Below are 18,827 nucleotides of genomic sequence, written 5' to 3'. Positions count from 1 at the left end.
CCGCCGATGCCGGACCACCCGCCCCCGTACCCCGGCCCCCCGCAGACCCCGCCCCCCGACCCCTTCGAGGGCTTCCCGGAGCCGGCTCCCTCGGCGCCCCTGCGCGTCGTCGTGGCCGACGACAACCCGGTGGTCCGGGCCGGGCTGACGGCCCTGCTCTCCGGCCGCGAGGACATCAGTGTGGTCGCGGAGGCCGCCGACGGCCGCGCGGCCTGGGAGGCCGCCCGACGGCACCGGCCCGACGTCGTCCTGCTGGACGTCCGCATGCCCGGCGTGGACGGCATCTCCGCCCTGCCGTACCTCGTCCCGATCGCCCCGGTCGTGATGCTGACCTACAGCCGGGAGTCCGAGATCGTCCAGGAGGCCCTGCGCCGCGGGGCGGGCGGCTACCTGGTCCACGGGGAGTTCACCGCGGACGAACTGGTCGGCGCGGTACGGAACATCAAGGAAGGCCGGGCCCACTTCACCGCCACGGCGGCGGACGCCCTGCTCGCCCAGCTCCGCTCGGGCCCGCATCCGGCGGGCCCGGTGCTGCCCGAGGACCTGGGCGGTGCGACTGCACATACCTCGGACGCTGCTCGGGGTGAGCGTGACTCTGGCAAAAATCCCGCCTACTTGAGGGATTTCGACCCGACGACGCATCCTCCGTCCTATGATTCGGTAGAAAACTTTTCGCAAGTGCAACCGGATGCGAGGCGATCCGCGTCCGTATGGACAGGTGCCCGTCCCGCGGCCGTCGACCGGTCACGGTTCCAGCTCAGTTCGAGGGAGGCGGAGATCATGGACCTCATCGCGTCCGGCATGACGAACCAGCAGATCGCCGCCACCTGCTTCATCAGCGAGAAGACCGTCAAGAACCACATCAACCGCATCTTCGCCAAGCTGCACAGCACCAGCCGCGCGGAGGCCGCCGCCAAGTGGCTCGGCACGGCCCCGGGCTCCGGACGAGGGCAGGGGGACGTGCGATGAGGATGCGGGACGCAGGTACCGGGACCGCCGGCCGGCGGTCCCGCCGCGGCGGCCGGGTCCGGCTTTGGGCCCGGGATTGGGCCCTGGGACCCTCCGCCGGGGCGGTCCTCCCGGCGTACGTTTCCGGAGTCGCGAGCGACACCGAGACCGAACCCGGAGGGGAACACCATGAGCGACCTGATGCTGAAGACCGCCGTCGCGACCAAGGTTCGCGTGAACGGCTGGAAGAACACGACGGTCGAGGCGGTGCAGCGCCGCGCCGGCGACCACGGCCAGACCGCGGTGGAGTACCTGGGCATCATCGCGGTGGTCGTGGCGATCGTGCTGGCGATCACGGGTACCAACATCGGGCAGACCATCCTGAACAAGATCACGGCGCAGATCAACAAGGTCGCGAATTGACGCGACCCCGCGAGAGCGGTGACGCAGGGCAGGCCTTCCCCATCTACATCACGGTGGTGGCGGGCCTGCTCTTCCTTGCGTTCGCATACCTTGCGGTCGGCCAGACCGCTGTGAACAGGAACGGCGCCGAGACAGCAGCCGACGCGGCGGCACTCGCGGCAGCACAGGACACCAGGGACAAGCTTGCGGGCGAGTGGGTACGGGACGTCCTGGATCCCACGAAGTGGCAGGACGTCTTCAGCGGAAAGGGCGCTGTCCTGGACGGATGCTGGCGTGCCTACCAGCTTGCTGCGCAGAACGATGCCCATATGGCGGGGTCGGCTTGCGGGCCGCAGTCCTGGCCCTTGGGCTACAGGGTGGAAGTGGAGACGAACCGACCCGTCGGTGACTCCGTCGTTCCTGCGACGTCGCACACGAGGTCCAGAGCGGAAGCCGTCGCGGTGATCGAGCCGCGCTGCATGTTCGATCTTCCCGTCGGACAGGGCGGCAAAGGCACACTGCCGCAGCTCAACTGCAAGGGAAGAACCTGGCACCTGAATCCTGACGATCTCACCGACCTTCCCGGACCCGAGGATCTCTTCGACGTCCACCTGGCCGCCGACTGACGAGCGAACGACGAGTGAAGAAGGAAGCAGAGATGAGCATTCGGTTCACTGCGAGGGCCCGGAAGGGGCTGGTCGCGTTGACCGTGGCTGCCGGCCTGATCGTTGGAGCGGCCGGCTGCGGCGACAGCGGTGACGCCAAGAAGCCGGAATCCTCGGCATCCGGTTCCCGGGATGGTGGATCAAAGCCGAGTGCTCAGGAAGGACAGTCCGGGGCCCCGCTAGCCGAACTCAGAGGCCCGGACGGCCTGCTGCTCCAGATCGTCTCCGCGCAGCGTGACTCGGGGGGGTTCGTCACCGTCAACGGCACTCTCAAGAACGACGGTGCCAAGTCAGCGGTCATTCCCGCGCAGATGAGTGGGGACGAGACGGAGATCATCAAGCACGGACAGTCCCTGGGCGGGGCCACACTCGTGGACTCGAAGGGCAAGAAGCGCTACTACGTGCTCCGGGACACCGACGGCCGACCGCTGACGACGATCGGCCTGACCACGATCGACTCGGGGCAGACGCTCCCGGTCTTCATGCAGTTCCCGTCACCCCCCTCCGACACCACCGACGTCTCTCTGCAACTCCCCACCTTCTCCAGCGCCACCATCAAGATCTCCGGTTGAGGCGGCCGCGATGACCCTCACCCCCTCCCGCAGGGCGACGTACGGGCCGCGTGCCGCCCTCACCGCGACCGCTACCGCCGTCATGGTGGCCGCCAACCTCCACGGCGCGGTCGTCGCGCGGGCCGACGGCGGCCCCAGCGTGCCCCCCGGCACCGAGGCCTCCGCGTCCGCACCGGTGAAGATCGATCCGAAGGATCCGGACCTGAAGCTGCCCGAGGGCGCCACCCTCGCCGCGCCCAAGGTCCTCGACATCAAGTCCGTCGTGGAGGACCAGGGCGGCGAGGAGCGGCGCTCGGACACCAACACGGACGTGACCTTCGCGCTCCAGGCCGAGGTGCTGTTCGGCAAGGACAGTGCCAAGCTCGGCGACGAGGCGAAGTCCCGGATCGCCGCGATCGCCGCGGAGGTCAAGAAGCAGCACGCCACCCACGTGCGCGTCTTCGGCTTCACGGACAACCTCGGTTCCTCCGAGCACGGCGACGTCCTGTCCAAGCAGCGCGCCAACGCCGTGCAGGACGTCCTCGGCCAGGACCTCAACGACCCGAACGTGACCTTCGAGGTCCGCGGCTACGGCGAGCAGTACCCGATCGCCGACAACTCCACCGAGGCCGGCCGCCGTAAGAACCGCCGTGTCGAGGTCTCCTTCCCGCGGACGGGGAACTGACCGCCGCGGCACGGCCCGACCACCCGGGGCCCGCCCGCACCTCACCGGTGCGGGCGGGCCCCGCCGCGTACCGCAGCCGTCCGCAGCGTCCGGACCGCCCGAGTGCATCTGGGCCCAAGTCGAGGACCGGTCAGGCGATTTGGGCGTGCACTTGGGTCTCCGGGCCCATGCCGGGCGGTCGCCCCCCTTCCTACCCTCGGGCGGAGGAGACGGAGGAGGGGGCACCGCATGGCTTGGGACGGGGGAGCGGCAGGGAGCGTCACCGGCATAGGGACGGCCGGCGGCGGGGGCCGCCGGGACATGCCGGCGCCGGTCGCCACCGCGCTGGTGCTGCTGCACGTGCTGTTCGCCGTCACCGTCGTCGGCGGGGTCGGCCTCCTGCTGACGGCCGCGTCCCACGACGCCGTCGACGGCGGCCTGATCGCCCTCGTCGCCTACGCGGCCGCACCCGGCGCCCTCGGCTGGTGGCTGGCCCGCCGCACCTGGGCGGGCGGGACCCGGGTCCGGTACGCGCTGCTCGCCGTCCAGGCGTGGCTGATCCTCGGTGGACTCGCCAACCTCGCCGCCGGTTCGGCCCGGGGCGGTGTCCAACTCTTCCTGCCCGTCCTCGTCGTGTACTTCCTGCTGCGGCCCGAGAGCCGGATGTGGTACCGCCTGCCGGTGCTCGACCGGGCCGAGCGGCGCCCGTTCTCGCTCGCCCGGATGATCCGGTGGCGTCGGGGGGACGAGGGGCAGACCGCGGTCGAGTACCTCGGCCTGGTCGCCGTCGTCGTCGCCCTCGTCACCGCGCTGGTGGTCAGCGGACTCGGCACCCGGATCTACGGCGGCATCGAGGCGCAGGTCTGCAAGGTCTCCGGCATGGGCTGCCCCGCCCCTGCGGGCGGCGGCACCGGCACCACCGCCGGCCGGGACCCGGGCCGCGACGGCACGTCCACCGGCGACGGGAACTCCCCGCAGAGCGACGGCACCACGACCGACGACGGCCGGAGCGGTGGCGACAGCGGCGGAGCCGACGGCGGCGGGGACCCGAAGGACTCCGGCGGCGGCAGGAAGGACGACGGCGGCAAGAAGGACGACGGCTGCTTCTCCGGCGTGGGCGCCTTCTTCGGCTGTGCCGGGCACCAGATCAAGGAGGTCGGCCAGGGCCTGTTCGTCGACGGCGTCTGGGGCGACGTCAAGGGGATCTGGGGCATCGTCAGCCACCCGCTCGACACTCTCAAGGGCATCGGCGACTACGGCAAGCAGCTCGGCGAGGACTGGTGGAACAACTCCAAGGGCGCCCGTGACAAGTGGGCCGACGGCGACTACTTCGGCGCGATCTGGGACTGGGGCGGGGCCTCCCTGAACACCGGCGGGACGGTCCTGTACGACCTCTTCGTCGGGGACGACGTCGCCGACGCCTGGAACAAGGGGGACAAGACCCGCGCCGTCACCCACGTCCTGTGGAACATCGGCTCCCTCCTCATCCCCGGCTACGACGGCGCCAAGATCGTGGAGAAGGTCGGTGACCTGGGCAGGCTCAGCAAACTCGCCAAGCTGGGCAAGCTCGCCGAGGAGGCGGGCAAGGCGGCCGAGGACGCGCGGAAGGCGGCGAAGGCCGGGGACGTCGAGGGCGCGGAGAAGGCGGCCGAGCGGGCCGACGAGGCCGCGGACGCGGCCGAGCGGAAGGCCCGGCAGTCCGGCTGCACCGTCTCCGCCCCGGCCCGCCCCGTCCCGTACGGCGACGGCCCGCGCCCCGGCGCCCCCGCGGGATCCGCCGGCACCGGCACCACCGTCCTCGCCGCGGCGGAGGGTACCCCGTACGTCGTCCTCGCCGACGACGGCTGCGACGGGAAGGCCAAGAAGGAGGCCGCGGAGGCCCGCAAGCAGGCCGACGAGGCCGACAAGGCCGCGGAGGACGCCCGGAAGAAGGGCCGCAAGGAGTGGCCCGACCCGAAGCCCGGCGACAAGAACGACCCGCGCAACTACAACCCGCCGGACTGGGCGAAGGACCTGAAGGACCCCCGGATCGGCGACGCCGACAAGGGCGACGGCAAGTGGGCCTCCCGGGACCGCAACCCCGAGCCGACCTGGCAGAACGAGGCATGGCTGCGGTACCAGGAGCAGGTCACCGGGGTGAACCGCGGCAAGGAGTACGTCGTGCCGCGCGGAGAGGGCAAGCGCCCGGTGGAGTTCGACGGCTGGGACGGCGACCGGCAGACGTTCCTGGAGGCGAAGCTCGGCTACAAGAGCTACCTCGGCAAGGACGGCGAGCTGACCCGCTCGGGCCGGGAGAAGTTCGTCAAGGAGGCCCGCGGTCAGGTGGAGGCCGCAGGCGGCCGCACGATCGAGTGGCACTTCTCCGACGAGAACGTGGCCGACGCGGCCCGTAAGGCCTTCCGCAGGGAGGGGCTCACCAACGTCAAGGTCGTCTACGACCGGGCCAGGCAGCCCATCTCCGGCCCGATGAAGAAGTGAACGGGCGGCGCGGTGCCTACGATCGGAAGGCCACGGACCGGCACACGGAGGGGTCCGGGGGCCGCGGACCGCAGACCGAGGGGACGACATCTGATGGATCGCCTGGTGAGGGGTTTCTGGGGACCCAGGCCCGAGACGGAGACCGAGGTCGCCGCCCGCTGCGCGGCCTTCCTGACGGCGCTGGCGGACGTCTTCCCGGACGCTCCGGCGGTGTGGCACGGCGTGCGCGACTCCGGCCCGGACGTGGACGTGCCGGCGCGGGCCGACGCGATCGAGTCCCTGCTGCGCGACGGCGCCGCGGGCCGCGACGACACCGACGCGGTCGGCCACCGGATCGCCCTGTACGCCCCGGCCGGCGGGGGCACGACCCTCGACGTGAGCGGAAGCGCCGGCGGAGCCCCCCGGTTCGCCCCCCACGCGATGGTCGTCCAGGTGGACGGACCGGCCGGGGACGACCCGCGCACCCTGCTCGCCACCCTGCGGGCCCTCGCGGACGCGTGGGACGTCGACTGGGGCGACGTGACCGACGACGCCCTCATGGACGAACTGGAGGACGCCGGGCTGGACCTGGGTGCGCCCGTCGCGGGCCTGGCCCTCTACCTCTCGCGGGGGCGCGCCGAACGCCTCGGCGGCACCGCGCTCCCGGTCCCCGCCGAGCCCGGCCCGCACGGGGGCGTGCTGCTGGACCTGCCCGCGCCCGGCTCCTCCGGCACCGCCGTCGGCCTGAACCGGGCCCTGGCGGCCACGGGCGCCCTGGACCCCCTGCCTCGCCCCATGACCGCACCGAAGCTGTGACCCGCCGGGGCGGCGTCCGGCTCGTCCGGGAGTGACGAGGAGACGAGGAAGACGAGGAAGACGAGGAAGGAGGAGACGGGGCATGGGCGACTTCTTCGAACGGATCGTCGACGTGGACGTGACCGAGGAGCAGGCCGGGGCGCTCGCCGCGCGGACGATCTCCTGGCTGGTCGCGGAAGGCGTGATCACCCCCGAGCTGTCGTCCGAGGGCGTGTACAGCCCCGGCGCGGACATGGGGCACCCGCCGGGCCGCAACTGGCGTCGCGCCGTGGCCGACACGCCCGGCGCCCCCTGGACTCCCGGGCCGGTGGCCGTGATGACGGGCCGGAACTCCTACACCGCCGGGCAGGGCGGCGACGAGGCCGACCGGGCCACCTGCCCCCGGTGCGCCCGCACCGTCGTCGTCATCGACCCGCCCGGGCGCCCGGAGCCGGACGAGGCGGCGTGGCGGCCGTTCCGGGAGGCCGTCGCGGTGTGGCGCAGGACCGGCGCGGCGAGCGTCGCCTGCCCCTCCTGCGGGACGGCCGTACCGGTGACGGAGTGGGACTTCGGACCGGGCTTCGCCCTGGGAGCCCTGGCCTTCGACTTCTGGGGCTGGCCGCCGCTCGCGGAGGGCTTCCACGCGGAGTTCCGCCGGTACCTCGGCCACCGGACCCACGTCCACACGGGCAAGTTCTGACCCGGCCCCGCTACCCCTCCGCCGTGCGTGCCGTCCCCGCCGCGCCGGTCGTCGCCACCGCGACCCGCGACCCGACCCGCAGCCCCCATCCCGCCATGGCGCCCGCCTCGGCCTCCAGCACGTGCCGGGAGCGGAGGCGGGGCAGGCCCAGGCGGCCCGGCTCCATGGTGACGACGGCGAGGACGCGCAGGCCGCGGTCGAGGTAGGCGACGTCGATGGGGAAGCGCATCCGGAAGGTGTGCACGCTGTTGGCGGGGGACAGCAGGATCGCCCCGTCCACGCCGTCCCGCCCGAGCAGCCCCCGGGTCCGCGCCCGGTACGAGGCCGCCACCTCCAGCGGGACCACGACCGTGCCCGCCGCGCCTGCGCGCACGGTCAACTCCCCGCACCCGTCCCGCCACCGCCGCCCCATGCCCGCCCCCCACTCGTCGCACCGACGTGTTCCCGCGTACGCCCGGCACCGTACCCACGGGAATCCGGGCCCACATGGGCCCGGGGACCCATTCCCCCCACGAGCCGCCGGGCCACCGCGGGCGCACGACGTGCGGAGAGGCACGGTCCACCGTGGGCGAGGGCGCGGTCCGCCTGTGTGCCGTCGCACCGTGCGCTCCTCCGGCTCGGGTCCCTGCCGGTCCTCGCCCCGGCCGAATGGGCGGGCGGCGAGCGGTTCGCGGCCGGGCCGCTCCGCGGTGGACGGTCCCGCGCGCGCCGGCGAAATGGGGAGGCGGGCGGTGGCCGTGTCCTGCGACCCTGGGCCCATGACCCCGGCCTCCCGCCGCTCTTTCGAGGACCTGCTCGCCGAGGGCGCGGCCGTGCCCACGGACGGGTGGGACTTCTCCTGGTTCGCGGGGCGGGCCGAGGAGGCGCGGCCCTCGTGGGGGTACGCGGTGGCGATGGCCGCGAGGCCGGCGGACGCCACCGCCGTGCTGGACGTGCAGACCGGGGGCGGCGAGGTGCTCGACTTCGCCCTCGGCCGGGCGGCGGCACGGCCCCCGCTCGTCGCCGCGACCGAGGCCTGGCCGCCGAACGTGGCACGGGCAGCCGCCCGGCTCCGCCCGCGCGGTGCGGCGGTGGTCGCCGCCGCCGAGGACGCGCCGCTGCCCTTCGCGGACGGCGCCTTCGACCTCGTCGTCAGCCGCCACCCCGTCCGCCCGCAGTGGACGGAGATCGCCCGTGTGCTGCGCCCGGGTGGCACCTACTTCGCCCAGCACGTCGGGCCGGCCAGTGCCTTCGAGCTCGTCGAGTACTTCCTCGGGCCGCAGTCCGAGGCGGTCCGCACCGGTCGCGACCCTCTCCGCGAACGCGCCGACGCCGAAGCCGAGGGCCTGGAGGTGGCCGGCCTCCGGGCCGAGCGCCTGCGCATGGAGTTCCACGACATCGCCGCCGTGGTCCACTTCCTGCGCAAGGTCGTGTGGATGGTCCCCGGCTTCACCGTCGAGGCGTACGAGCCCCGGCTCCGGGAGCTGCACGAACGGATCGTGGCGCGGGGCCCGTTCGTCGCCCACAGCACTCGGCACCTCCTCGACGCGCGCCGCCCGGACCGTCCCGACCGGCCGCGGTGACCGGACGGCCCACGCTCCGCCCCGGTTTCCACATCGTTGTCACCCGTCACTCGTGTCACCCGTTCGCCGCACGTGGATTCGGGGCGGGTAATGCGCGTGAGCAAAGCTGCGCGGGCGGTATCGCGCCGTGGAGGGGGCTGCGCGGCGCCGCGCCCGCGCCGCGCGGAACGCGCCGGTCCCCCGGACGGCCGAAGCGGAAGGGCGGCGACGTCAAGCGGGCGTTCGCCGCCGGGTCGCCCGTCGGGGGGACCCCGGGCGGCGCGTCGCACGATTCCCCGAGACGGCCCAAAGCCTTCGATTCATACGCCGCCATGGTCACTCTTCCTGTGATTCCGCTGTGAATCGGTTCCGATCACCCTCGGGGCGACCCTGGAACGGCACTCTCCGAATATCCGGGGGCGTTGCCGGACGACTTCGGAGAGTAGTTGTTGGCCGCCGGTGCAGCCGGTTGCCCTCACGAAGGGTTATGGTGGAAACCCCCCCTCGGGCCGGTCCGTATCCCCCCCCACGGACCGGCCCGTTTTTCTGCCCGGCGGGCCCGACGGCGCGTCAGGCGCATCAGGGCGCCGCCAACGGCCCGTTGGGGGCCGCCGGGGGGTCGGGGGTAGGCTTCGCCCCCGGGGACCGCCACAGGACGAGGCCGGCGCACGGGCAGGGATCGCCCCCGGGGCCGCGCCCGTCCGATCCAGACGGAGGGGCTGACGAACACGTGAACCTGCGCGACAAGCTGCGCGGCCTGCTGGTGAGGCTGTACGCACGCCGGGTGGAGGGCCACCTGGACCACGCACAGGTGCCCAAGCACATCGGCGTCATCATGGACGGCAACCGCCGCTGGGCGAAGGCGTCGGGCTCCACCACCGAGCACGGCCACCGGGCCGGCGCCGAGAAGATCGAGGAGTTCCTCGGCTGGTGCTCCGAGACGGACGTCGAGGTCGTCACCCTCTGGCTGCTGTCGACGGACAACTTCGACCGCCCGCAGGAGGAGCTCGTCCCGCTCCTCGGCATCATCGAGGGCGTCGTCCGCGCGCTGGCCGCCGACGGCCGCTGGCGCGTGCACCACGTCGGCACCCCGGACCTGCTGCCCTCCCCGATGCAGAACGCGCTGAAGGAGGCCGAGGAGACCACCGCGCACGTCGACGGGATAGTGGTCAACGTCGCCATCGGCTACGGCGGCCGCCAGGAGATCGCCGACGCGGTCCGCTCCATGATGCTCGACGCCCACGACCGCGGCGTCGCCATGAACGACCTCGCCGAGTCCGTCGACGTCGACATGATCGGCCGGCACCTCTACACCCGCGCCCAGCCCGACCCCGACCTCGTGATCCGCACCAGCGGCGAGCAGCGGCTGTCCGGATTCATGCTCTGGCAGACCGCTCACTCCGAGTACTACTTCTGCGAGGTCTTCTGGCCCGCCTTCCGCAAGGTGGACTTCCTGCGGGCGCTGCGCGACTACGCCGCCCGCCACCGCCGCTACGGCGGCTGACCCGGCGTTACGCCCGCTGACCGGCCCTTTCGTGCGGTCGGCGGCCGGGCGGGGGGGTGCCGGAAGGGCGCGCCGCCGACCCGTGGGCGAAAGGCCCCCGTATACCCCAGCAGGCGCGGAAGTAACGCGGAGTTCATCAGTGCGCCGCGCCCGCATTTGCATGACAGCGCATGTTCGAGGGCATAACCCAGACAGGTCGACACCCGAACCACGGGTGTCGGATCTCAGCGGGCGGCACGGGGCCGTCCGCCCGGGAGGCCCTTTGCACCAGCCCGACCGTGCGGTCAGAGCACGGACGCAGCCGCGGAGGGCCGGTTCTCGGCCCGCCGCACGCGGGGGCCGTCGACCGGTCCAGCTCCATCTCGTCGCTCCCCGACCTCATCCGAGGGGGTACGTCCTTCCGTGGTGACCAGCACGAAGCGCCGCAAGCCCGACCGGCGCACCTATGTTCTCGACACCAGCGTCCTGCTGGCCGACCCCAACGCCGTCAGCCGCTTCGAGGAGCACGAGGTCGTGCTCCCCGTCGTCGTGGTGACGGAGCTGGAGGCCAAGCGGCACCATCCCGAACTCGGCTACTTCGCCCGGCAGGCCCTGCGCCTGCTCGACGACTGCCGCGTTCGCCACGGCCGTCTGGACGCACCCATCCCGATCGGGGACCTCGGCGGGACCCTCAGGGTCGAGCTCAACCACTCGGACCCCAGCGTGCTCCCCACCGGCTACCGCCTGGGGGACAACGACTCCCGCATCCTCGCGGTCGCCCGCAACCTGCAGGCCGAGGGGTTCGACGTCACCGTCGTCTCGAAGGACCTGCCGCTGCGGATCAAGGCGTCCTCGGTCGGCCTGCTGGCCGAGGAGTACCGCGCGGAGCTCGCCATCACGGACGCCTCCGGGTGGACCGGAATGTCCGAACTGGCGCTGCCCGCCGAGCAGGTGGACATCCTCTTCGAGGACGGGCACGTCCACGTGCCCGAGGCCGCCGGCCTCCCGGTGCACACCGGCCTGACGATCCAGTCCGAGCGCGGCAAGGCACTGGGCCGGGTCACCCCCGAGGGCAACGTCCGCCTGGTGCGCGGCGACCGCGAGGCCTTCGGCATCAAGGGCCGCAGCGCCGAGCAGCGCATCGCGCTGGACCTGCTGCTCGACCCGGACGTCGGCATCGTCTCCATGGGCGGCCGGGCCGGCACCGGCAAGTCGGCGCTGGCGCTGTGCGCGGGCCTGGAGGCGGTCCTGGAGCGCCGCCAGCACCAGAAGGTGATGGTGTTCCGCCCGCTGTACGCGGTCGGCGGCCAGGAGCTGGGCTACCTCCCGGGCAACGAGGCCGAGAAGATGAGCCCCTGGGCACAGGCGGTCTTCGACACCCTGTCGGCGGTCACCAGCCGCGAGGTCATCGAGGAGGTCACCGCGCGCGGGATGCTGGAGGTCCTGCCGCTCACCCACATCCGCGGCCGCTCGCTGCACGACGCCTTCGTGATCGTGGACGAGGCGCAGTCCCTGGAACGCAACGTCCTGCTGACGGTGCTGTCCCGGATCGGCGCCAACTCCCGGGTGGTGCTGACCCACGACGTGGCCCAGCGGGACAACCTGCGCGTCGGCCGGTACGACGGTGTCGTCGCCGTCGTCGAGAAACTGAAGGGCCATCCGCTCTTCGCGCACGTGACGCTGACCCGGTCCGAGAGGTCCCAGATCGCGGCCCTTGTGACCGAAATGCTGGAGGAGGGGCACATCTGATCGACTCCGCCCGGTCCGCCCCATCCCGGGTGGATGAGGAGGGTGTTGGCGCCGTTCGGCAAAGGCGAAGAGCCTAGCCGGGCGGCGTCTGCGTGTGTGGGGGTTTCCTGACTTCCTGTGGCCCAAACGAGGTGTGAGCTTTCACACGCAACCGGGAATTGCTTCGTGGTGTCCGGTTGCGGCAGAGTCTCACTCCTGTCAGGCCCCGCATACGACACATCTGTGCCCCCAGCGGTGCAGCACCACATGAGCATCACAGCCAACTCCATAGCATCGTCGTATGCCGCCCGAGCACCATGCGGCACTCCCATGACGGGAGTTGTCCACCGGGCCCGCGCCTCCCGTGACCCCGTTGGGAGGCCAGTGCCGGGGGCACGATTGCGTCCGCCAGGGTCACCGAAGCGGACGATGCTGGAAGGAAACCGTGTGAGCCGGATCTCGGTCCGGGGATTCGCAGTGGCCTCGGCCACCGCGGTCACCGCCGTCGGAAGCGTCGTCGGAGTTGCGTCGGGCAGCACTGCCCAGCCCAACGACGCCGCCGAAGCGACGGCGGCCGACGCCACGCTTCTTGCGGACATCCCCGCGGGCCAGCAGGCCCAGGTCCAGACCGCTTCCCTCGCGCAGCAGGCCGACGCACAGGCCATCGCCGCCGACACGAGCGCGAAGAAGGACGCTGAGGAGGCCGCCCGCAAGGCCGCCGCCCAGAGCGCGATCGCCAAGAAGGCGGCCGCGGAGAAGGCCGAGCAGGAGGCCAAGGACCGCGCCAAGGCCAAGGCGGAGGCCGCCAGCCGCAGCGCGAGCCGCGACTCCTCCAGCTTCCCCGTGCAGGGCTCGTACTCCGTCGCGCAGATCCAGGCGATGGCGCGCCAGATGGTGGCGGGCGACCAGTTCCAGTGCTTCAGCAACATCGTCGACCACGAGTCGAGCTGGAACTACCAGGCGGTCAACGCGGGCTCCGGCGCCTTCGGCCTCTTCCAGGCCCTGCCGGCCGGCAAGTACGCCTCCGCCGGCGCCGACTGGCGGACCAACCCGGCCACCCAGATCAAGTGGGGCCTCAACTACATGGACAGCCGCTACGGCAGCCCGTGCCAGGCCTGGTCCTTCTGGGCGGCCAACCACTGGTACTGAGCCGGAGCGGCCCCCGGCGCCCGCAGCGCTCCACCGGCCCGCGCCACGCAGGACCCCGCACAGCCCCTCCCCCTCCCTGGGGGAGGGGCTGTCGCCCTGTACCGTCGGACGCGACGGCTCCAGGGAGGAGTGGTGGGGACGGACGGGGGAAGAGGTCGCAACATGTCACGAGTGCCTGGGTGGCTCGGCCGGGTCGGTGCGGGTCTGAGCGAGATGGGTGAGCGGCTCGACGAGCGCCGCGCCGAGGTGGAGAAGGAGCACGCCGCCCCCGCACCGGGACCGCAGGCGGACACCGTCCCGTCCGCCTCCCCCGTGAGTCACGCGTCCGCGCGGCCCGACCCCGCGCACGCGGTGCCGTGGGGCGTCCGGGTCGCCGCGGAGGCCGGCTGGCGGCTGCTGATCCTCGCCGGCACCGTCTGGGTGCTGATGCGGGTCATCAGCGCCGTGCAACTGGTGGTGCTGGCCTTCGTGGCCGCGCTGCTCATCACCGCGCTCATGCAGCCCACGGTGGCGCGGCTGCGGCGCTGGGGGCTGCCGCGCGGCCCCGCCACCGCGCTCACCGCGATCCTCGGCTTCGTCGTCATGGGCCTGATCGGGTGGTTCGTGAGCTGGCAGGTCATGGAGAACATCGACAACCTCTCCAGCCAGATCCAGGACGGCATCGACGAACTGCGCAAGTGGCTGCTGAACAGCCCCTTCCACGTCACCGACAAGCAGATCAACCAGATAGCGAAGAACCTGCGGGACGCCGTCGGCGCCAACACCGACCAGATAACGTCGGCCGGGCTCGAGGGCGTGACGGTGGTGGTGGAGGCCATGACCGGCATCCTGCTCACCGTCTTCTCGACGCTGTTCCTGCTCTACGACGGCCGGCGGATCTGGGAGTGGTCGCTGAAACTGGTGCCGGCCGCGGCCCGTCCCGGAGTCGCCGGCGCCGGCCCGCGCGCCTGGGCCACGCTGACCGCCTACGTCCGCGGCACGGTGATCGTGGCCCTGATCGACGCGATCTTCATCGGCCTCGGAATCTACTTCCTCAACGTGCCGATGGCCGTGCCGCTGGCCGTGTTCATCTTCCTGTTCGCCTTCGTGCCGCTCGTCGGCGCGGTCGTCTCGGGCGCGCTCGCGGTGGTGGTCGCGCTGGTCACCCAGGGCGTGTTCACCGCGGTGATGGTGCTCGTGGTGGTGCTGGCGGTGCAGCAGATCGAGGGTCATGTGCTCCAGCCCTTCATCCTGGGCCGAGCCGTGCGGGTCCACCCGCTGGCCGTCGTGCTGTCGGTCGCCGCGGGCGGGATGATCGCCGGCATCGGCGGCGCGGTCGTCGCGGTTCCGCTGGTGGCGGTGACCAACACGGTCGTGGGCTATCTGCGCAGCTACTCCCAGGAGCAGCCCCGACTGCCCGCCGCACCGCCCCCGGCGGACGTGCCGGCGCAGGAGCCGCCCGCCGAGCCCGCGGCCCCCGTCGGCGACCCGGCGGTCTGAGAGACACGCGAACGGGCCCCGTCCACTCCGGTGGACGGGGCCCGCGGCGTCTCGCGGCCGGGACGGCTACTCGGCCAGCGCGGCCTCGGCGTCCAGCGTCGTCGCGACGGCCTGGACGACCGCGGCGATCTTGAAGGCCTCCTGGACGACCTCGCGGTCGACGCCGGCCTTGCGCAGGACCTGCTCGTGCGAGTCCAGGCACATGCCGCAGCCGTTGATGGCGGACACGGCGAAGGACCACAGCTCGAAGTCGACCTTGTCGACACCGGGGTTGCCGATGACGTTCATCCGCAGGCCGGCGCGGAGCGAACCGTACTCGTGGTCCGACAGCAGGTGCCGGGTGCGGTAGAAGACGTTGTTCATCGCCATGACGGCGGCCGCGGACTTCGCCGCGGTGTACGCCTCCGGCGACAGGTTCGCCTTCGCCTCCGGCTCCAGCTCGCGCAGGACGATCGGCGAACGCGCCGCCATCGCCGTCGCGAGCACCGTGCCCCACAGCTGCTGCGCGGGCAGGTCGGAGTTGCCGATGACCGAGCCCAGGTTGAGCTTCAGGTCCTTGGCGTAGTCAGGGACGGCTGCCTTGAGGGAGTCGAGCGACATGCTCACTCACCGGCCAGCAGCTTGACCGGGTCCAGGGTCTCGTCGCCCTTGGACCAGTTGCACGGGCAGAGCTCGTCGGTCTGGAGGGCGTCGAGGACCCGCAGGACCTCCTTGGGGTTACGGCCGACGGAGCCCGCGGTCACCATGGTGAACTGGATCTCGCGGTTGGGGTCGACGATGAAGACGGCGCGCTGCGCGAAGCCGTCCTCGCCCTCGATGCCCAGGTCGCGCATCAGCTCGTGCTTGGAGTCCGCGAGCATCGGGAAGGGCAGGTCGGTCAGGTCCGGGTGGTCCTTGCGCCATGCGTGGTGCACGAACTCGGAGTCACCGGAGAAGCCGAGGATCTGCGCGTCGCGGTCGGCGAACTCGTCGTTCAGCTTCCCGAAGGCGGCGATCTCGGTCGGGCAGACGAACGTGAAGTCCTTCGGCCATGCAAAGACCACCAGCCACTTGCCCTCGTAGGACTTGTGGTGGATCTGCTCGAACTCCGCGCCCTTCTCCAGCGAGACGCAGGCGGTCAGTTCGAACTCGGGGAACTTGTCACCGACAGTGAGCACACGCTCTCCTTGCAGCGAGGAAGCGCCGGGATCGCCGGCGATTCCCATGGGTTGGACGAGGGTGATCGTGGCACAGGGTGCATTGATTGCGGAAATAGCTACACTCGGTCGAGTTGATCGAAGGTGGTTATGAGTGACTGTGGGTAACAAGCGCAGGCAGCCGAGCCTGGCCCAGCTCCGCGCGTTCGCGGCGGTGGCGGAACATCTGCACTTCCGGGACGCCGCGGCGGCGACCGGGACGAGCCAGCCGGCCCTCTCCGGGGCCGTCTCGGCGCTGGAGGAGACACTGGGTGTCACCCTCCTGGAGCGTACGACGCGCAAGGTGCTGCTCTCCCCGGCGGGGGAACGGCTCGCGGTCCGGGCCCAGGCCGTGCTCGCCGAGGTCGGGGCGCTGATGGAGGAGGCCGAGGCGGTCCGGGCGCCCTTCACCGGCGCGCTGCGCCTCGGCGTCATCCCGACCGTCGCGCCGTACCTGCTGCCCGCGGTCCTGCGGCTCGCCCACGACCGCTACCCCGACCTCGATCTCCAGGTGCACGAGGAGCAGACGGCCAGCCTGCTGGACGGGCTGGCCGGCGGCCGGCTGGACCTGCTGCTCCTCGCCGTGCCGCTCGGCGTCCCCGGCGTCGTCGAACTCCCCCTCTTCGACGAGGACTTCGTCCTGGCCACCCCGGCGGACCACCCGCTCGGCGGCCGCACGGGCGTCCCGCGCGAGGCGCTGCGGGAGCTGAACCTGCTGCTGCTCGACGAGGGGCACTGCCTGCGGGACCAGGCCCTGGACGTCTGCCGGGAGGCCGGACGCGCCAACGCCCCGGTCAGCACGACCGCCGCCGGGCTGTCCACCCTCGTCCAGCTGGTGGCCGGCGGGCTCGGCTGCACGCTGCTGCCGCGCACCGCGCAGGAGGTGGAGACCTCGCGCGGCAGCCGGCTGCGCACCGCCCGCTTCGCGGAGCCCGCCCCGTCCCGCCGCGTCGCGCTCGTCATGCGGGCCGGCGCGGCCCGCGGCGCCGAGTACCGGGAGCTGGCGGCGGCACTGCGTGAGGAACTCCGTCCGCTGCCCGTACGGGTACTCGACCCCGGCGACTGAAAGCGGTACCCGATCGGTCAAATGAGGGCCGAACAGAACCCTTCGGGTCACTCCCCGATGCGCATTCCGTCAGGTGCAGGCAGGTGGGAAGACCCGGACCGGCCCGTGCCCGGGCGCTGATACACATACCCCCTCGGTGCGACGCGTCAGGCGTATGTGCGACACGGCCAAGGGGAGCGATGGGCGATTTCGGGGAGTCCCTCGGCCGCGTCGGCTACGCCGAACTGGGTCCCGTGCTGAGCGCCTGCGGGCGCGAGGGGTTCACCGGACGGCTGCTGGTCTCGGGGACGCCCGGCGGCGTCTTCCACCTGCGCGACGGCCTCGTCGTCGCCGCCGAGAGCCCCGGGGCGCCCGGTGCCGTCGCCCTGCTGCTGCGCTCCGGACGGCTCACCGGCGAGCAGTGGGCCGAGCTGGTCCGCGAGGCGGGCGGCGCGCCCTGGCCCGCCGCCGCGCTGACGGCCCACGGCCACGCGGGCGCGGCCCAGCTCCGGGTGATCTGCGTGATGGCGCTGCACGACGCGGCCTTCGCCGTCGCCGCGGGCCCGGTGGAGGACTGCGAGCGCGCCCCCGCCGGTGAGCCGCTCGCCCCGGTACCGGTCGGCGAGCCGCCCACCCGGATGCTCCAGGACGCGGCCCGCAAGCTCACCGCCCTGGCGGCCCTGCCCCACCCCGTGCGCCCCGACCGCGAACGCCCGGTGCCCGCCGACGGCCCGCCCGTCCCGGTCACCGGGCTCCAGCGGGAGCTGCTCGGCCGTGCCGACGGCCGCCGCACCGCCCGTGACCTCGCCTTCCTGACCGGCCGTGGCGTCTACGCGGTCACCGTCGAGGTGGCCCGGATGCTCGGCGACGGACTCCTGTGCTGCCCGGGGACGCCCGCGCCGATCCCGGTGCGTGTCCCCGAGCGGGTGCCCGGGGTGAGCCGGCGCCGGTCCGCGGCGCGCCCCGCGCCGCCGCCCGGCCCGATCACCGTGCCGGACTCGCTGCCCCGCCGCACGCCCGGCGCCAGCGGCATCACCGAAGCCCTCACCCCGGAACGCCACGGGGCGAGCTGGAAGGGGTTCTTCCGCCTGCGGAACGGATCCGCCCGATGAAACAGACGCAACCGAGGGGGGACACACCCGTGCGACCTGTCATGAAGGGGAGTTGACCACGTGGACCACGAAGCCCTGGCGCTGGAGATGCGCGGGCTGCGCGAACAGGTACCGGGCATCACCGACACCGCGGTCGCGGCCGCCGACGGACTGCTCATCGCGGCCGACACCGCCGACTCGATCGACCCCGAGTCGCTCGCCGCCCTCGCGGCGGCCGGCCTCGGGCTGGCACGACGCACCGCGGACGCGACCGCCCGGGGTGTGCTGCGGCAGACGGTGACGTACGGCAGCCACGGCTGCGCGGCCTTCTACGCCGTCGGCGACACGGCGCTGATGGTGGTGCTCGGCGACGAGGGGATGGACGTCGACCGGCTGCACCGGGCGACCCAGCCCGCGTTGCGGCGCATCGACTCGATCCTGACCGAGAAGGCCCCCGAGGGAGTGTGAAGGGATGGCGACGAAGCGTATGACTCCCGGTTTCTCCGACCAGGTGATAGGCCTGGTCAAGGCCCTGCGGAACGACGCGCCCGAGTGCGTGGCGTCCGGTGTGGTCGACATGGCCACCGGCATGCTGCTGGCCTACGAGACGGTGGACAACCATCCGCCGGAGGTGCTCGACCTGCTGGCCGGCGCGACGCTGGACCTGTTCCAGGGCCGTACGGTCGTGATGATCGAGGACGTGTTCAAGGAGCGTCGCGGCATCACCGGCGACAACCACTTCTTCCAGGAGATCCTGGTCAACAGCGACAACCTGACGCACCTGTTCGTGCGGATGACCGAGCAGCAGGACGTGGTCGCCGTGGTGGTGTGCCGCAAAGCCGTCAACGTCGGCATGCTCTTCGCCCAGACCCGGCGCGTGGTGAAGGAGTACGGCCTCTGAGCGCCGTCGCCCCGGCACCCGCGTGAGAAGGGCCCCTCCCCTCGGGGGAGGGG

The 18,827-nt window shown here is 72.4% G+C and carries 20 protein-coding genes; 17 read left to right on the top strand and 3 right to left on the bottom strand.

What is annotated here, in order from left to right:
- Positions 1–6 precede the first annotated feature (6 nt).
- The 8 genes from P3H78_RS05755 to P3H78_RS05720 all read left to right on the top strand — a co-directional run bounded on the left by P3H78_RS05755 (position 7) and on the right by P3H78_RS05720 (position 7,182).
- Entirely contained in the window at positions 7–969 is a 963-nt protein-coding gene (locus P3H78_RS05755; RefSeq protein WP_276107674.1) for a response regulator transcription factor, read from the top strand.
- Between the two features lie 168 nt (positions 970–1,137).
- Entirely contained in the window at positions 1,138–1,371 is a 234-nt protein-coding gene (locus tag P3H78_RS05750) for a Flp family type IVb pilin (protein WP_276107673.1), read from the top strand.
- Complete coding sequence (locus P3H78_RS05745; protein WP_276107672.1) at positions 1,368–1,976, top strand: pilus assembly protein TadG-related protein; 609 nt, start codon at positions 1,368–1,370, stop codon at positions 1,974–1,976. The genes P3H78_RS05750 and P3H78_RS05745 overlap by 4 nt, the downstream gene beginning before the upstream one ends.
- A 32-nt stretch (positions 1,977–2,008) precedes the next feature.
- A complete protein-coding gene (locus tag P3H78_RS05740; protein ID WP_276107671.1) occupies positions 2,009–2,587 on the top strand; it encodes a hypothetical protein in 579 nt (192 codons plus the stop codon).
- Between the two features lie 10 nt (positions 2,588–2,597).
- Complete coding sequence (locus tag P3H78_RS05735) at positions 2,598–3,251, top strand: OmpA family protein (RefSeq protein ID WP_276107670.1); 654 nt, start codon at positions 2,598–2,600, stop codon at positions 3,249–3,251.
- A 228-nt stretch (positions 3,252–3,479) separates the two neighbouring features.
- Positions 3,480–5,708, top strand: coding sequence for a Tox-REase-5 domain-containing protein (locus tag P3H78_RS05730; RefSeq protein WP_276107669.1), 2,229 nt, complete (start codon positions 3,480–3,482; stop codon positions 5,706–5,708).
- 93 nt (positions 5,709–5,801) lie between these two features.
- A complete protein-coding gene (locus P3H78_RS05725) occupies positions 5,802–6,503 on the top strand; it encodes an Imm52 family immunity protein (protein WP_276107668.1) in 702 nt (233 codons plus the stop codon).
- 82 nt (positions 6,504–6,585) lie between these two features.
- On the top strand, positions 6,586–7,182 hold the full coding sequence (locus P3H78_RS05720) for a hypothetical protein (RefSeq protein ID WP_276107667.1): 597 nt from the start codon (positions 6,586–6,588) through the stop codon (positions 7,180–7,182).
- Between the two features lie 10 nt (positions 7,183–7,192).
- On the opposite strand, the gene P3H78_RS05715 is transcribed toward P3H78_RS05720, so the two are convergent.
- Entirely contained in the window at positions 7,193–7,594 is a 402-nt protein-coding gene (locus tag P3H78_RS05715; protein ID WP_276107666.1) for a DUF192 domain-containing protein, read from the bottom strand.
- A 346-nt stretch (positions 7,595–7,940) separates the two neighbouring features.
- Here P3H78_RS05715 and P3H78_RS05710 point away from each other — a divergent pair, with 346 nt between their 5' ends.
- The 5 genes from P3H78_RS05710 to P3H78_RS05690 all read left to right on the top strand — a co-directional run bounded on the left by P3H78_RS05710 (position 7,941) and on the right by P3H78_RS05690 (position 14,562).
- Positions 7,941–8,744 carry a methyltransferase domain-containing protein gene (locus tag P3H78_RS05710; protein WP_276107665.1) on the top strand — a complete coding sequence of 268 codons (804 nt, stop codon included), beginning with the start codon at positions 7,941–7,943 and terminating at the stop codon, positions 8,742–8,744.
- Positions 8,745–9,453: 709 nt separating this feature from the next.
- A complete protein-coding gene (locus P3H78_RS05705) occupies positions 9,454–10,227 on the top strand; it encodes an isoprenyl transferase (protein ID WP_276107664.1) in 774 nt (257 codons plus the stop codon).
- A gap of 402 nt (positions 10,228–10,629) precedes the next feature.
- Positions 10,630–11,955 (top strand): RNA 5'-3' helicase PhoH2, encoded by a 1,326-nt coding sequence (phoH2, locus tag P3H78_RS05700; RefSeq protein WP_276107663.1) that lies wholly within the window; start codon positions 10,630–10,632, stop codon positions 11,953–11,955.
- A gap of 426 nt (positions 11,956–12,381) precedes the next feature.
- A complete protein-coding gene (locus tag P3H78_RS05695) occupies positions 12,382–13,083 on the top strand; it encodes an aggregation-promoting factor C-terminal-like domain-containing protein (protein WP_498073042.1) in 702 nt (233 codons plus the stop codon).
- Positions 13,084–13,245: 162 nt separating this feature from the next.
- The gene (locus tag P3H78_RS05690) at positions 13,246–14,562 is read left to right on the top strand and encodes an AI-2E family transporter (RefSeq protein ID WP_276107661.1); all 1,317 of its coding nucleotides are present in this window, start codon (positions 13,246–13,248) and stop codon (positions 14,560–14,562) included.
- Positions 14,563–14,628: 66 nt separating this feature from the next.
- Here the strand turns inward: P3H78_RS05690 and P3H78_RS05685 are convergent, their stop codons facing one another.
- Both P3H78_RS05685 and P3H78_RS05680 read right to left on the bottom strand, forming a co-directional pair.
- Complete coding sequence (locus P3H78_RS05685) at positions 14,629–15,162, bottom strand: alkyl hydroperoxide reductase (protein ID WP_276107660.1); 534 nt, start codon at positions 15,160–15,162, stop codon at positions 14,629–14,631.
- Between the two features lie 2 nt (positions 15,163–15,164).
- Positions 15,165–15,719 carry a peroxiredoxin gene (locus tag P3H78_RS05680; protein ID WP_276107659.1) on the bottom strand — a complete coding sequence of 185 codons (555 nt, stop codon included), beginning with the start codon at positions 15,717–15,719 and terminating at the stop codon, positions 15,165–15,167.
- A 133-nt stretch (positions 15,720–15,852) separates the two neighbouring features.
- Here P3H78_RS05680 and P3H78_RS05675 point away from each other — a divergent pair, with 133 nt between their 5' ends.
- From P3H78_RS05675 to P3H78_RS05660, 4 genes are all read left to right on the top strand, one after another.
- Positions 15,853–16,803 (top strand): LysR substrate-binding domain-containing protein, encoded by a 951-nt coding sequence (locus P3H78_RS05675; RefSeq protein WP_276107658.1) that lies wholly within the window; start codon positions 15,853–15,855, stop codon positions 16,801–16,803.
- A gap of 179 nt (positions 16,804–16,982) precedes the next feature.
- Positions 16,983–17,894, top strand: coding sequence for a MarR family transcriptional regulator (locus tag P3H78_RS05670; RefSeq protein ID WP_276107657.1), 912 nt, complete (start codon positions 16,983–16,985; stop codon positions 17,892–17,894).
- Positions 17,895–17,981: 87 nt separating this feature from the next.
- Complete coding sequence (locus P3H78_RS05665) at positions 17,982–18,341, top strand: roadblock/LC7 domain-containing protein (RefSeq protein ID WP_276107856.1); 360 nt, start codon at positions 17,982–17,984, stop codon at positions 18,339–18,341.
- Between the two features lie 4 nt (positions 18,342–18,345).
- Entirely contained in the window at positions 18,346–18,774 is a 429-nt protein-coding gene (locus P3H78_RS05660; RefSeq protein ID WP_276107656.1) for a hypothetical protein, read from the top strand.
- Positions 18,775–18,827 lie beyond the last annotated feature (53 nt).

Origin of the sequence: Streptomyces tropicalis (assembly GCF_029269835.1) — a bacterium.
GTDB lineage: Bacteria > Actinomycetota > Actinomycetes > Streptomycetales > Streptomycetaceae > Streptomyces > Streptomyces tropicalis.
This window is presented reverse-complemented; position numbering and strand designations above follow the sequence as displayed.